We start from the raw sequence: 15,368 nt of genomic DNA on the forward strand, positions 1-15,368 counted from the left end.
CTCTGTCGGAAGGTGCTGCCGCAGATTGGCCGGCCCCCTATTTTGCGCGGGGCCACGACATTTTGTCGGCTTTGCACCTTGGTCGTTCGATTGGTTTTGATCGATTGCCAAAACCAGAGACTTAGAAGGTGGGCAGAACGGTACGCCTATGGAAGGGTGGCAGCTTCGACCGGCATTCGCAACAGCGCTCCTCAAGTCGGAGCCATCTTCAACCAATAGTCCCGATGCCAATTGGTGAAGAAGATGAGGATAGGCTCGCCAGATACCCGATCGATGGCCCGCGCGATCCCGCCTTCAAGCCAAGTCGATCCATCTGCTTGTGCGATACGGTGTGGAGTCCACCGGTCGCGGAGAGCCTTGGTAAGGTCGGCGCGGCTCAGTCGCGCACCGATACCATCATGGTTGACTTTCGAGAGGATGAGCAGGTTGCCGGCATGGCGTGCGCCACTGGCCGACGTTTTGTCGGGATGATGGCCTTCGAGCATGCGGATACGGTTCTCTGCATGTTCCGCATAAGATCCGACTGGTGCCAATTCCTCGGGCGATCGGCGGGCAAGCTCGATCTGGCAATGCGATGCATAATGATCGGTTTTTAGCTGCACACGCTGGATGTCCTCGGCAATCACTTTCTGGCGACTGCCTCCATTGCTGCGCTTAGTGTTACTGATACCGCCGCCGGAATACAGCTCGCCAGGGTTCGGATTGTTGCGTGTCGGATCTGGCTCCGATCCTGGATGCGTTCGGGAAGACTCGCCAGCTTTTTCCTCGGCCGATTTCTCATCATAACCGTCCTGTTCATAGCTATCCGGTTCCTCCATCGCCCGAAAGTCGCGCGTGCGGTGGCGGAGCGCGTCCTTCAGGACCGAACTCAGCCATCGAGGCCGTGGCTTCAGAAATACAACGTCGGCGATAGCCTTCATCAGCAGGTCATCGAGATCGCCGCCGCGGTCGAGCCAGATTTCGTTCGGCAGTACGCCCCATGCCCGAGACGCTCTGTATTGGCGACCGCGCACCTTGTACTGAACGGTCAGACCAGTCGCGATCACCACCCGCTTGATTGCTAGCAGCCGGCGCTGGAACTGCGGCTCGATCAGGTTTAGAGACACATCGAATTCCTGCAGTTGCTTCCGGAACACCTTGCCGGCGTTCGCGCCTGCCATAGCACGCACGATATCGAGATAACTCTCCGAAGCGAGCTCCTGGTCACGGCCAGCAGGGTTGACGGGCTCTGTTGCGAGCGACGAGAGGGTCGGTATCTGCCACTGCAGCAATTCATCGGCGATCGGGTATCGCACGTTATGGACGCTGTGGATCGCGAGCCGCAATTTAGGATTGCGAGAGTCTCTCCGGATAGCCTCGGCGAGCTCTGGCATGTCATCGACGACCACGACACGGCGTGCCATCGTTGCGGCGAGCAGTTCGATCCCACTATCATCTTCGACCGGGATGCAGCCGAGCTCGGGAGGCTGCATCAGCCAAGAGTCAACGCCCTTCGTGTGATGGATGTGTCGCATAATGCAGCCGATCTGGGCGGTTTGCGTCGCCTGCGGCTGTCCGTTGAGCCATTTGAAATATGCACGTGATGTCTCCGGTGTCGGAAGCCCTCGGATGACGCCAGCCTTCCGATAAAGCTCCTGGACATTGTCGGCTAAGCCTTCACCGCTGATCTGCAGCTTCCAGCCTCCCCAGAGTTCGCCGAGGTTGCCCTTAAACGCAAGGCGGTCAGGAGCTACGAGGCCGTCTCCGAAGGGCAGGCACGGGATCTGGCGCAATTCCGAGGCAATCTCGGGGTCATTGGCCTCGGTAATGATCGCCAGCCGGGGTAGCAGGGCGAACCCGTTGCCAGGGTCGTCGCGCAATGCGTCGAGGACCATCTGCGCAGTAGGGCTGCGCGCCGGAGGCAGGACAGCATCGAGGTCCGACGTGGGGCGATCGATCAGATCCTTCGGCTGAAGGACCAGCCGGGCCGCCTCCGCGGTGCTTCGCACAAGCACATTGGCCGGCTTTACTTCACCTGCGAGACTGAGTCCGACCGCACTCGCACGTAGCGAGCGCAGCATGGATGCTCCTCGCTTCGAAGTGGCCAGGACGGCGAGCGCTGATTCGAATTCGTGAAAGGCGGAGCGCTCGTTTGCCTCCAGGGGGCGGTCGATCGGAAACGCCGCTAGCCGATCCGAATAGAATGCCATGACCTCGGCTATAGTTGGTTCCTCGCGCAAGGCTAACCGAGCACGGTTACCCTTGAGCTTTTTGCAGAGCACACTAACCTCGCGCGCCGGTCTGGCAATATGATCGCCGAGTAATCTCGCAACTCTGACTTCTGGCCCGCACAGCACGTCGAAGGTGTGGAGCGTGCCGTGAACCGCTGGCCATATCGGCAGACTTCTGACCGTCGGCCAGTCGTCGCGGGCCAGTTCGTCCGGATTGGCTGCGAGCCAAGCGAAGAAGCGCTTTCGAACCGCGATCGATTTGTTGGCGAGGTCCCCATCTCGCAGTAGGTTGCGCAGCGCATACCCTTCTAGATGCCACCCTTCGAGCCTGAAGACAGGATGTCCGCGCAATTCAGGATGGATCGTTGGAGGGACATCTAGCTGGAGCTCGGATGGAATCGACGCGCCACGCTTCAGCTTTGACATCGGATGAATCGTACCCTCGACATCCGGCAGATACACGGTGGAGCCGCTGGGGCGGGCGGCGGCGGCGAAGCCGTTCAAGAAGGGGTGCAGCGCATCGAGATGCGCTCGCGCGATGGCGGGATCGCCTAGCGATCGAACCCATTCCGCCTCGCTGCGCCACGGAAAATGCGCGGCATCAGAGGCCTCCAAGCGATTCAGCACATCTTGTCCGTCGTATCTCAGGTGGTTGCCGCCCCATCCGATACATTTTCCGGTTGCTAGCAACTCCATCAGCGCTGCGGGGGTCTTCGGGTCGAGGACAGGCAATGAGGCAGGCGCGACTTTAGCAAGCGCTGCGGACCATTCACGCTCCCTATCCTCATAGACCGGCACGACAAGCAGCGATGCTCGCTTTTGGCGGACAGACTTGCCCTCCACGTCGATTGCCGGAAAGGCGCGATTAGCCAACAGGCGGTTGGCATATGTCAACAGCCGTTCACCGGCAAGGTTGCCGAGCAGGTCGAGTGCTTTCGTCCGGAAGCGAGGGATGAGAAGTTTGACGAGGACATCGGCGAAGAGCACATCGCATGCAGCAATGATCGCATCATTCCACGCGCCCGATTGCGACGCGAGTTCGTGCCGTTCGGTGTCAGAGACAAACGCCCCTGAGTAGTGCACGGCGGTTCCGCTCGCTGAGGCGGTTTCATCTCCCGGATACGCGACGGGATAACGCAATCGTCCCGTGTCCAGTCTGAGCTTGCCGGCCGCGTCCACGTCCCAGGCCACTTCGATCACGAGACCGCTGCGGGGAAATAGCCGCTTGCCTGCCCACCGGTATTCCGTCGCCTGGAAAAATCGAGCTTTGCCGGGTGACCGTCCGGTCGATAGCGTGAGGCAAGCCTGCTCGCGTTCGAGCAGCCGCTCGCCATCGGCGCGAATCTCGCTGCACTCCCGAAAGTAGGTGACGAGCCCTGACTCCCGGCGCAGACGGCCGGCCCTGAACACGAAAGTATGCGAACCCAATTTGTAGTGCGAGAGGACCACCTCGTATCGCTCGAGCATCCCTGGCCGCATGACGCCCAGGAGCCGTTTGGGCAGCCTAGCCACGGCCTGATTGAAAACCTGCGCGATCTGCGGGTCAGTCACAGCCGCGAATTCGATGGCCTCGCCGTGCGGCACCAAGAAGCGACGGCGGCGATAGGGAACTTCGATTTGGGTGCCGCTAGCTGGCGCGCCCGGATCATCGCGCGGTGGGACGCGTACACCGGGATAAGAAGGTTTGTTGTCTCCGTCCTTGAACAGTGTTTGTAGGATCTGCTGGCCAGCGGACCGCAGCGTAATCCTATTGCCGAGTGTGAAGCACGCCTTGAGCCCGTGGTTCTTCACCCCGAACATGCCAACTTTGGCCGCAACTTCGTGGCCTGCGCCCTTGATGTAGCTCAACCGCTCCCATCCTGCCGCGTCGATTGGATCGCCGTTTCCGAGACAGACCAGTTGGTCGGGTTGGAACCGGATTTCGGTTCGCGATGAGCGCGCGTCGAGTTCATTGACGATCAGTTCTACGAGGAGGTCATCGCCGCGTAACCCATTCAGGAACTGCCAGAACTCGGGCGCCTGGTCAGTCTTCAGAACGAACTCTTCCGCCTGGTCAGAATCAAGAAGGGGCTCGGGCGGCATCAGTTTGCTCCGAAGGTTCGAGAGGGCGAGCTTGAGCCCGCAATGGGTCACGAATAACAGTTTCGGCACGGGCGTCCGAGGTCCTCGAACGTTGCGAAGGCTCTGCCGCGCTTAGTAAATGGTCGCCAGTGACGAAGGCGCGAGCGCTTTCCGGTCCGACTGAATTCCCCCTGTAGAATGCCGGCGGGTCTGTACATAGCCCACTTTGAGGTCGCATGCAGCTACCAGCATCTCGTCATGGGTCAGTCTTCTTCGGCAAAGACTGCTTTTGCCAAACTTCCTCTCGAAAGCGGAAGAGCAGTGAGCGGCCCATCCCACTAGGGGCGGCGATCTCTTGAACCCGATGGTGTGAAATGGGTATTTCACACTGACCCCTCACCTATCGGCAGGTAATTGGAGTCCGCCGCCGACGTTCGCACATTGTAGCCGCACGTTTTTGAACGCACCTTTCGCCTCCATTGGGTGCTCGTGACGATACCGAAATACGACTACACCACCGCCCCCGCCAACTTGGCTTTCATCGCCCTGTCGGGCCAGTCCGCCGCTACGAGCCCTTCTTGACGTCTGGAAGGCTCGTCACGCCATCTGCGAGCGCGCGCGCAAACGCCCGAAGCGTTGCTGTGTAATTGGTGAAGCGCTTCTTATCGAGCTTGATCGGATCGCCCTCCTTGACCGCGATATTGCGCCCTGCCGCCGCTGCTATCCGGTTGATCGCCTTGCGGTTGAAGACAGGAATGCCGTGGGCACACAGATTGCGGACCGTCACTGCTTCAACGACGGCGCGCTTGCTGCCTTTGATTCCCGACCAGTCGCGGCCGCTCGCCTTCAAGATGGCATCGCCCCAGATCTCCATTGCTACGTCAGTCACATAGCGCTCGGCCGCCTCGCTGATGTTGCCAGCCTTCATGCCCGCGAAGCTCGTACGAGCGACCCCCTTGTCGGCCACGAGCCGTTCGACGAGTTCGCGCGCCAGGTCCTCTGTGAGTGCGACGTACGTGGGATAGAGTGTCCGGTATAGCACCTCCCCGTCGTTCAACACCTGCTTGAAATCGTCAAGAACGCATTTGAATCCAGAATCGCCGGAGGGATCATGGACGATCATTGGCGACGGAGACGATACCGGAAAGTCGTTGACATAGGCCTTGTAAGAATCAAGCGCCATCTCACACGCCAGCCGGAACCGCGTTAGATCGCGCCAGCGGTCCCACATGGAATACCGTACCCAGCCGACCATGCTTTCCCCCACATCTTTACCCGTTGGAACAATGTGACGCTCGACGAGTGCGTGGACAAGGGGCGACCAAGCTGCTCCAGTTCCATTCGGATTTCATCGTTCACTGCCTGGTGATCAATTAAAGCGGCTGCAATAAAGCGACCGCGCGCTTCTGTCTCGGTCACTAACCGAACTTCGCGGACCGGACAGGCGTCCTCCCAGACGTTTCATCCCCAACAGTAGGGTTTACGGCAGATTCGGGGGCTGAAGGGCTGAACCACCACTTTACACTCTTTGCGTCCTTTGGTGGCAAACGCTGCCTGGACGAACTCGTCGTGTTCAGGCGTCTCGATCCAGGCTCCCATGACGTAGTCTGGGTGGATGGGGCTCATTACCTGGACTTCGGAATCTGAGAAGGTCGGCCAACTTACCGGAAGTCCGTACTCAGCGCGGAAACTTGTCTTTGTCGAATCCGTCGACATAGAGAAATCGTCGAAAAGCTTCTTGAGGGCGAACCCGCCATAGGTCGTGCTGCTCCCGTACTTCGTGGCATTTGTCGCAGCACCATTTCGGTGGAAGCGGCAGGGGTAATTCCACAGAAGGCTCGGGTGCAGCACAAGGATAACCCACGGCTCGTCTCCTGAGCGGTGCCGCTTCGCTTCGAACATCTTCGGATAGTAACACGAGATCGACACCGAGATCGCGTCATCTTCCTTGTCGAGGCGATCGGCATCGCTGACATAAACGCCATAATCGGCGTTCCGGAGTTCTGATCGACTTAGAAGTCCGTGTTCAAGGATACCGGGGAGATTTTCGAGTCGCGAAAAATGCAGGACATCCTCGATCTGCCGGGCTGTGGCAACCTCGGCGATGTGCTCCGCAATTGTCTCCCAGTAGTTCTTCTTGCGCGTCATGCCGCCCCCCGATGCCCACAACATGGGGCGTAGATCAGGTCAGGCCGGTGTCCGACAAGCGAATTTTGCATTTAACCAAAGACACCTCAGGGTGAAACTGGAATTTCACACTGACCCTCACCTATCCGCGAATTCTTGGAGTCCGTCGCAGACGTTCACACCTTGTAGCCGACGTGTTTGCACCGCACCTTTCGCCTCGGTTGAGTGCCGGTGACGATGCCGAAATACGACTAAACCACGGCCTTTGCCGTGGAACGTTCGAAAACTAAGCAGCGAATTGATTGCGTGGATCTCATTGGTCGACAACTATCCGTAATTCTCATCTCCACCTGCCAGACATGTGACTGGGAAATAGGTCGATCTAAAATCGGCATGCAGCCAGCCAGCGGACAAAAGCCGGTACCGGTATCGACGCTCTTGCCTCGACAGACTGCAAGGTAGGCGAAAGCCGGCTGCGATAGCGTGAGGGTTGTACAAACTTGTTCGCCACCGTTGAAAAGGCGTTCTTATCTGCCGCGGCAGCGTAAGTCGCCTCCAGCATCTCGGCCAAGGTGAGCGGGGGCGGGCGCAAAGCACCCGGATCTGGGCCGTCGACGCCGAAATCGTCAGCCCGCCAGATGTCAGGAGCGAATCGGTGCGCCAATACAGCAGCTAACAACGAATTAAAGGCGCCGCCGCCGTAGGTGCTCCAGCGCCCGCCGCGCCATGTCCAAGACTGGGGATCCAAGCCGCGCTGCCGGGCTAGCGCCCAGACCACCGGTCGACTGAGGCCCCGTGCACCACGCGTTTTGGGCAGAAGCGCTAGACGCGCATTTCTGTCTGTGGAGCGGCTCTCCAGGTGCATCGGCCCTTCTCGGGCGTCGTTCAATTTGCGAAAACCACCGCCGACGAACATTCGTCCTCCGGCCTGTCCACGATCGGATACCTGTGTCATCGCTTCTCCGGTGCGCGCATCCAGAACGGGCAAACCAGTGCCACCCATGATCACGCTATGGATGCGACGCTCGTCTCCTTCCTCTATCAATGCGTCGTTCGGGAAGACGATTCCACGTCGGCGATTCAACGCGCCCGTTGAAACCATGTCTGCAACGATATCGGCATGATCATGCCCACCGGTGCGGCGAACAAGCTCTTTCGGTTCCAACCCGTCTTCGTTTCGGGTGGCGTGCCATGCGTGGCTCAGCACTTGCTGGAAGCGCACAGAGGGACGGTCATACTCGTGGACGTCGTCGAGATCCCCACGTCGCGCGCAATCGAGCAATGCATTTTGCATGGCAGCGCCTTCCGCACCTGCGTGAAGCGCCAACACGTGACAAGTCCCGCTCCGCCGATTGCCGCGCCCGATTCGCTGCAAATAGCTCCCCACATCGCGAGGTGGTGTCGCCAGCACGATCGCATCCACGTCACCGATGTCTATGCCAATCTCCAGCGTCGACGTCGCCACACAGACCCCATTGCGCTCTGTCTTCATTGCGGTCTCGACGCGCTCGCGCTCGGTAGCTGAAAGAACGCCCATGTGTAGATGAAGCGGCGGCGGCTCAGCCACGCCGAACGCCGCACGGAGTTCACCATCCAAAGCTGCCGCGAGCGCATGGGCACCATTGCGGGTATTGTCGAAAACAAGAACTTTGGGCGTTCCGCTGCGCTTGAGCCATCTCGCGAGCGCACGGGCGCTTTTCGCCGCAATATCGTCGCCAGGCTCGGCAACAAGGTCTATATTCAGTAGCTCAAGGTCTATTTCGCGCGCGGCGCCATGCCGAACCAATGTCCCCTCCGACCCTAACCATATGTCGCGTACTTCCTCCAGGCGGTCGATGGTGGCTGTCATCCCAACGACATGAAAAGTGTCGTCAGGGTGGCGGGGCCGAATAGCCGCAGCGCGAACGCGATCAAGGACAAAACGCAGTTGCTGTCCCCGGGGTGCACCGTGCAGCAGGTGAATCTCATCGATCACGACTGCCCGCACACTGGCCAATTCCGCCGGCCGCGTCAGCTGCAGGGAATCGAGCGCCTCCGGCGTGACGATGAGGCAGAACAGCCCCTCGGCGTTTTGGAATTCGTGACGATCGCCGGTGTAGCGCGTGACGCATCCCGGCGAGCGGACGCCAAGGTAGTTGTCCAGCCGTTCGAAAATGTCATTAGCCAAAGCCTTGGTGGGCGCGATGTACAAGGTCGAAAGATGAGTACGCCGAAATGATATATGCCGCTGATAGAGTGGGGCGATGGCGGCCTCGGTCTTTCCTGACGCCGTCGGCGCCGCCAACAGTGTCGATCGGCCTTTCACCACTGGCGGCATCACCAGACACTGCGCTGGCCAAGGCATACGCCCAGCGAAGAACAACGGATAAGAGTCCGGCATCATGCCCCGGAGTGCCTCGGTTGTAGGAAGCTCCTGCTCGGTCTGGACCATCCCGTCCTCAACTATCCCATGGAAAGTGAAGTCCGGTCGCAGCGTCGCAAGCTGCCTTCAGTTCAGCCGCTAACGAATCGACGGTGACTACCCGGCCGCATAACAAAATAGCAGGTGCAAGCGTGGCCAATTTGATCCAGATTCGTAATACTCTTTCAGCCGGCGTCAGCTCAGAAAATGCGTCGCCCAACACTGCGACGATCCGCGCGCGCTCATCGGGTTCTCCCAGTACCGGCAACGGTCCCAAATGACGCGCGCACTGCTTGAAAAACTCGTCGCACCAACCTCGATAGGCGGCTGGCTGTGGTGGCTTCAACATGATCCGATCATTGTCGTCGTGGAGAAACACACAGGCGTCCCGCAACGGCAGGTCTGGGTCAACGAATGTGTCGCCTTCCGTCAAACCGACAAATAGAGCGAAATGCGGCCCCGTTTTCCAGAACTCAGGTATTCTGAGCTCATGATCGTTACGTGCCGGTGGGGCGTCGCGCGGAACCGGAGCGTGGGCAGCTCGAGCAAGCAGATCGAAAAGATTATTAGCCCGCTCCTTCCGCCGAACGTTGTAGCCGCGCACATGCTCCGCCTCATCCAGGATTAGCGCCAGACCTTTGTAGCCCAAGGATCGACATACCTCATTCAAGACGACCAGGTGAAAGACATAAATCTCGGCCGTCTCCTTGGAGACTGGCATTTTCGGCAAGACTTTTGGACTGATGCCGGAGCTTCTCGCAAACCGTTTGAGTGCCGAAGCGTCCTTGCTGAATGCAGGCAACCAACCCATGGCCTGGCGATATTCATCATCCTCGCTATGAGCGAAGTTCTGCAGGATGCGGAAAGTTTCCGAGAACCACGGCGAGCTCTTGAGGAGCTTTCCCGAACGGACTTCAGCCCAGTGATCGCGTACCTCCTTAACCAGGCCGAAGAAATCACGAACCTGAGAACCGTCCTCGCGTGTAGGAAACTCCAGACCGAGCATCAATTCGCGATAGACAAGTTGAGGCTTGGCGGGGTCCGCTGCTTTGGGATCGAACTCCACGAAGGCGGTGACCCACCCGTCGCGAAGGGCCGTCGCCTTCACCAGCTGAAGGTGATGGCTTTTTCCCGTGCCGTAGCCGCCAAAAAACACCTTGCAAAGACCTTCACTAGGCGCGCGCTCCAGCCAGCGAACGATTCTTCGCTCTTCCTTGGCTCCATCGATGGTCAGCCCTATCAACTGCTCAGGCGCTGACGGAGTCACGCCGAGGTTGACAGCTTCGAACGCTTTGCGAAACGCTAGTGCGCTCTCGCTCATTGCCTCAGCCTTGACAACGGCCTTGGGCTTGGATGTAGCGATCGGCGTCAATTCGGCCGTCTTGACCGCCATGACTTCCCCGAAAAAGTCGACTTCGGCCTCCGCGCCGAGCACGGAAACGACCGCTCCCCTCCCAAAATCGGCGTGTTCGACCTGGACCCCCGGCGCCAGCATTGTCAGACGGTCCCATCCAACGTGATATCGCGATCCGGATCGTTGTCGTTGACGAACGCCTCGGCCTCGGCCACACCTATCAGCCGCTGATCGGCAGCCTGCCGGGGTAGAAACCGGACGATCAGAGCGACAAAGGTACGCGGCGACAATCGGAGGTCCAGGGTATAGGCGGCCTTCAGCATATCGAAATTCTGGCGCTGAACGTCTCGGTCCAACGAAATGCCTTTGGCCGTATCAAAAATATCCATCAGCCGCTCGCCAAGCTGCTGGAGTACCTCGGGGGTGTTTGCCGCATCCAGGTCGATAAATGGCACCATCGGACTGCCTGCCGACATCGACACACTGCCAATTCGATTCTCTAGCGCCTCGTATTTGGAGATTAGGTCAGCACGGAACTCATCATTGGCGGCATAGAGAAACATTACGCCCCCAAACTGCTGGTCGCCGGTCTTGTTTATAAAATCGAGCAGGTTTTCTACAAGTTGTTTCTGTTTGATCGAGCCGCGCCGGAACGACATTGCTCTTGAGCCTTCATCAAAAGCAATCAAGAATCCACGATATCCCAAGCGCGTTCGCAAGAACTTGAGAGCAGTGTTCAGGCGGTTGAAGGCGTTCTCGTCCTTGGCCGACTCAGATAGTCCGAGGCTCTTCAAGTTTGTCGAGGACACCTTGTCACCCCGAACCCAACTGATCAGATTGTCATCCTCGGTCGTTGGTGTGGCACCGCAGGCGTGTTCTAACAATCGTTGTCCAAGCTTTCGAAGAGCCGCACCCATCTGGTGGTCTGCCGCACCGTTCATCAAAGGAGTGAAGGTGCGGCTCAGTTCCGCGCGAACCGCGTCTGGTACTTCGTCACCACTGTCCACCCCGTACTCTTTGAGCCTCCGTTCGATCCACTTCTCGATCAGAACCACAATTCCGCGGTCATCATCGTCAATGACGAGTGCATCCCCCAGAGGTAGGAATGAGCCTAGCACCGATTTGAAAATCGCCAACTTGGAATTAAACGGACAATCCGTGCCGACGTCCACCCGACAGGTGACAACCTGGTTACGTTGAGCCCGCTCCGCCAAACTCAGAATGAACTGCGTCTTGCCGCCGCCATAGCCGGCCTGCAGATATTTGAAGGTGCCTAGCCCTCTGTTCAGCTGATCACGAAAATAACGCTGTTCAAGGATGTCGAGCAGTGGATCGGTTCCGACATTAATAAAATGGGCGTATCCGCCCGGCGCTGTCGGCGCATTGCTAAGTTTCTCCAAGATCACGATAGCTTCAGGCGCAGAAAACTCGGTGCTCATTGGCGGGCGATCCTTTTGGTGAATGGCTTCAGGCTCTTGGCGCGCGGGTTGTCTCCCGACGTAGGTAGATAACGGGTCTGGTCATGGTGCCCTCTGGATTCATCGGTAAGTAGAACGCCTTGGCGTTCGCTCCCATGGATTGGTTCAGAGTTGCAGCCACGAAGTTGAAGCCACTATCAGGTCGGCTGCGGCGCCAAGCGCTAATGTTGGCGACCAGCGCGCCGTCAGGCACATCCTCGAAGTGTTTCTTTGCAGGGTTGTTCAGGAATTTTTCGCTTTGGCCGGCGATCTTGTACATGCGTGCCACGTCCTGGATAAGCACGTCCTCGCCGGCGCTGAACACTCTCGCCATTGCATGACTCAGCGCCAGCCGTTGCTCAAAGACGTCCGGCGCCAGCACTAACGCCTGTACAGCTGCCTCGGCTGCCGCATGGGCTCGAACCAGATAGTCAGCATCGGGCGGTATCCTAGAGATAATTGGATAGTGCTTGGTTAGGCTCCATGACCAGTTAGCGCCTGCCTTGTCAGATACTAGTACGAAGCGCCCGGCGAAATATTGCCCGTCCTTCTGCCCTGCTGCATCGGTGCCAAGTGCCACTTGCAGTTGCCTGATTACGCTGACTGCGAGCCGTTTGCTCGCGTCAGGCCTCTTCATCTCCTCTAGTTCGCGATCCACCTCGCGTTTGGCCGCGCGGATTTCGGCCTCCACCTCGGGCGGCAAGCGATAGACAGATGGAAGATCTAGTCCAGCCAAGGTTTGCCGCCGTTCGATCGGTGCCGGCGGAAGATCGAGGCCTTCGGCTCGCGTGCGCCCCTGCCCCAGAATGCGCGGCAGCTTTGCAGACAACGCCCCAGACACCTTACCGCGGAGGTTGTGTTCCGCGTAGGCCTCGAAGGCGGGAAACATTGGAGCCGTCGCCGGCACGGTTTCGTCGGTCATTGGACTGCTCGCATCTTGGGCGCGCTATAGCGCCGCTACGTCGTACAGCCCGCCGTCCATTCTCTGCAAGAGCGAGGGTGTGTGTTCGCAAACCATGGCGAGTCTTCGCGCGGGTCGCGACAGAGCGACATAGGCACGATTCAGCGTAAAGTTTAAAGTGGCACGTTCGGCTTCCTCCAAGCCAAGCACGATGCAGGCATCGAACTCCAGCCCTTTGATACGTTCGACACTGGTGGTGATAATACCCTTTTGCCCGACCGCTTCGAATGGTGGCGCAAGCGCGATTCCCAACTCCTCTAGCGCTACGCGTAGGCGCGTTAGCACCTCCTCCTGTTCGTTGATCTGGAGGATGGCGATGGATTTCATGTCCGCCGAGCGGCGCAGCACATTTAGTAGCTGCGCGATGCGGCGAGGCTGCTCGGCCGGAGGAGCAAGAATCAAGCGTGGCTTGGCATCATTCAGGTTGGGATTCACATCGAATGAAGGTAATTCGCCGAATGCGGCTTCGTGGAACTCTTGGAGGAACCTGCCGATCTGTTTGCTTTGGCGCATGTTGCGGCCAAAGCGGAACGTTGTCTTGGCTTGCTTGTCGCGCAACGGCGAACCAACGCTCAGCGCTCCAGCGTCCTCCATTCCCTTTGTAGGTGTAACTGCCTGCCGAAAATCAGCTGAGACCGTAACTGCTCCTTCTGGATGAACGAAAGAGGTCAGCAGCGATGCCTCAGCCACACTCAAATCCTGAGCTTCGTCAAGCGCGACATGCGTCCAGCGTTCCTGCTGACCACCAACCGCATCCAAAGCGCCAGGCATGAGCCGGAAACGACCTTGCCCTTGCGGATCTTCGACCTCCGATAGTGCAAATCGCAGCAGCCATGCCAGCCAGGGTTCCTCTTCCGGCCCGTATCGGCGTTCAACCCAATCGGCGGCCAGGGCATCTAGCACCTCTGACTCGCGAGCCTGGTGTCCAGTTCCGCGAGCGATGCGCCCGCCGCCTTCCATCCGCCCGGGAGCGAAAGCCGCCGCAAGAGCATCGAGAGGGTCATAGATATGGAAAAGTGCACGCTGGAACGCCTCATCGAACACGTCACGGGCTGCTGGCGCGAGTTCCTGTCGGAAAGTCTCATACGGACGGGCTACTTGGCTGAAGATCCCGTCAAGTCGGACGGCGGAAGAAAGCGGAGTACTGTTGTCGCCTGCGCGACGTGCACAGGCGGCAAGCGAGCGAGCCAGGGTTGCGCTTAAGGGGCGCGAGGCAGCATCCATCTTGACATCAGCCCAAAGGGCTTCTGAGACCTGTGCCAATCGCTCGCCGATCTGACGTTCATATGTGAGCCAAAGCTTACCCAACATGTCCGCGCGACACAGCCCGAAATAGGCCCGCCTTGCACGCTCCTCAAGTGCTGTAAGATGACGCTGACGCGGCCGCGCTCCATGGGTGAAAGCCCAGTAGCCATCGAGGAGATCGCCAATAAACGGATCAACCAGTTCGACTACTTGCGCAGGTATTTCGAGCTGTTCGACCAGCATCTTGCGCGAGTAGGCGACTAGGTTCGGGTTTGCCAAAAAGATACGGGTGCGATCGACAGTGAATGGAACAGTTCGCGCTGAATTCAACCGTTCGGATTGCTGATCGAAGAGAAAACGAATCCGCTGGAAGGCGACAGTGGTCTTGCCGCTCCCCGGAGCGCCCGTGACCACCATCAACCCTGTCATCCTGCTGACGAATGCAGCCACCTGGTCCGCCGTCATAGCCAACTTGACAGCCTTTAGGCCAACCTTGGGGACCGTCTTCGTTGCGGCCCGCACCGGCCCTCCCGGCTCGTATAAACCCGATATTTCGGGTAAGACGGCATCAAATCGAGCCCGTGCGGTGGTCTCTAGGCCCGATAGACGGTAGCCATTGGCTTTGATGTCATAATACTCGTTAAGCTCGCCGCTGAGGGCCAACTGTACCCCCGGATGACTCCACGAAAGAACGCTTATGCGGGACTCCCCTGCGCCAAATACTTCATTAGTTGCGCTGTTTTCGCTTGCGTACCAGAGCTGTGATTTTTCTTCAAACTCACCATTCCTTCCGCGAACTTCCGTCACCACTTCAACCATCGCATGAAACGCGTGAACCGCAATCGTCTCTACGCTTCCTCGATGGTCTTTGTCCCAAGCTTGACGTCTAAGTTGCGCATCGGTCGGTTTGTCCCTGGTATCGAATGGCCCCAACGAGCCTCTGCGCTCGTCAAGCGCCTGTTCTGCAGCAACCGAAGCCGTCCTCGCCGCCGCTTCATCGCGGCGGACCCGTTGATCCAAGTTCATCACCCTCTAACCCCTTTTCCCAAGTGCCCTGTACACAACTTAACTAAAGACGCCGGGTTTAACTATCACTTGCCGCCGCTCGCTCCCTAACGATTGGTGTTACATATCGTGGTGACAAAACCTGTCATAAACTGACGACTGTCCAGTCGTTGATCGAGCACATGCCTGTTGTGTCGCATATAGACATCGCCGCACGCGCCGCCCAAGAGACAGCCATAATACGGTCGTAAGGCGTCATTGGGAGCTCATTTGGTTCTTTAGCTCGTCGCTCCGATCTGTGAAAAGAATGACGGCTATTCTATCCGTGAAATGCTGAGCCTTGCCCCCTGCACATGTTATTCCCGTCAAACATTTCTCTCAAGGATGGTCCCAGAAGGCCGTGAGCGCCTTGGGCGACGAGATCAAAGCCGCATGTGGGAAGCCTGGAAAATAGCCCTTTCATTGGATTTCCAGCTAACCATTTAGTGCCGGGCTTCCATGATAGGACAGCTTGGTTCAGACGCAATCACCTAAAGGAGGACTGCAA

8 protein-coding genes are annotated in these 15,368 nt (G+C 58.4%); all 8 read right to left on the reverse strand.

What is annotated here, in order from left to right; all coding sequences use genetic code 11:
* Positions 1–191: 191 nt before the first annotated feature.
* On the reverse strand, positions 192–4,361 hold the full coding sequence (locus tag LB558_RS15905; RefSeq protein WP_224698413.1) for a hypothetical protein: 4,170 nt from the start codon (positions 4,359–4,361) through the stop codon (positions 192–194).
* Between the two features lie 475 nt (positions 4,362–4,836).
* Entirely contained in the window at positions 4,837–5,526 is a 690-nt protein-coding gene (locus LB558_RS15910) for a hypothetical protein (RefSeq protein ID WP_224698414.1), read from the reverse strand.
* 206 nt (positions 5,527–5,732) lie between these two features.
* The gene (locus LB558_RS15915) at positions 5,733–6,419 is read right to left on the reverse strand and encodes a DarT ssDNA thymidine ADP-ribosyltransferase family protein (protein WP_224698415.1); all 687 of its coding nucleotides are present in this window, start codon (positions 6,417–6,419) and stop codon (positions 5,733–5,735) included.
* A gap of 361 nt (positions 6,420–6,780) precedes the next feature.
* The gene (locus tag LB558_RS15920) at positions 6,781–8,829 is read right to left on the reverse strand and encodes a DEAD/DEAH box helicase (RefSeq protein ID WP_224698416.1); all 2,049 of its coding nucleotides are present in this window, start codon (positions 8,827–8,829) and stop codon (positions 6,781–6,783) included.
* A 7-nt stretch (positions 8,830–8,836) separates the two neighbouring features.
* Entirely contained in the window at positions 8,837–10,294 is a 1,458-nt protein-coding gene (locus tag LB558_RS15925; RefSeq protein ID WP_224698417.1) for a BREX system ATP-binding domain-containing protein, read from the reverse strand.
* A 2-nt stretch (positions 10,295–10,296) separates the two neighbouring features.
* Positions 10,297–11,592, reverse strand: coding sequence for a BREX system ATP-binding domain-containing protein (locus LB558_RS15930; protein WP_224698418.1), 1,296 nt, complete (start codon positions 11,590–11,592; stop codon positions 10,297–10,299).
* 28 nt (positions 11,593–11,620) lie between these two features.
* Entirely contained in the window at positions 11,621–12,532 is a 912-nt protein-coding gene (locus tag LB558_RS15935; protein ID WP_224698419.1) for a hypothetical protein, read from the reverse strand.
* A gap of 24 nt (positions 12,533–12,556) precedes the next feature.
* A complete protein-coding gene (locus LB558_RS15940; RefSeq protein ID WP_224698420.1) occupies positions 12,557–14,842 on the reverse strand; it encodes a hypothetical protein in 2,286 nt (761 codons plus the stop codon).
* Between the last annotated feature and the right edge of the window lie 526 nt (positions 14,843–15,368).

The sequence above is a fragment of the Mesorhizobium sp. CO1-1-8 genome, from assembly GCF_020164875.1.
GTDB lineage: Bacteria > Pseudomonadota > Alphaproteobacteria > Rhizobiales > Rhizobiaceae > Mesorhizobium.

Coding starts and splice junctions, on each gene's coding strand:
- LB558_RS15910 (WP_224698414.1), bottom strand. CDS start 5,526: ATGGTCGGCTGGGTACGGTATTCCATGTGGGACCGCTGGCGCGATCTA.
- LB558_RS15915 (WP_224698415.1), bottom strand. CDS start 6,419: ATGACGCGCAAGAAGAACTACTGGGAGACAATTGCGGAGCACATCGCC.
- LB558_RS15920 (WP_224698416.1), bottom strand. CDS start 8,829: ATGGTCCAGACCGAGCAGGAGCTTCCTACAACCGAGGCACTCCGGGGC.
- LB558_RS15925 (WP_224698417.1), bottom strand. CDS start 10,294: ATGCTGGCGCCGGGGGTCCAGGTCGAACACGCCGATTTTGGGAGGGGA.
- LB558_RS15930 (WP_224698418.1), bottom strand. CDS start 11,592: ATGAGCACCGAGTTTTCTGCGCCTGAAGCTATCGTGATCTTGGAGAAA.
- LB558_RS15935 (WP_224698419.1), bottom strand. CDS start 12,532: ATGACCGACGAAACCGTGCCGGCGACGGCTCCAATGTTTCCCGCCTTC.
- LB558_RS15940 (WP_224698420.1), bottom strand. CDS start 14,842: ATGAACTTGGATCAACGGGTCCGCCGCGATGAAGCGGCGGCGAGGACG.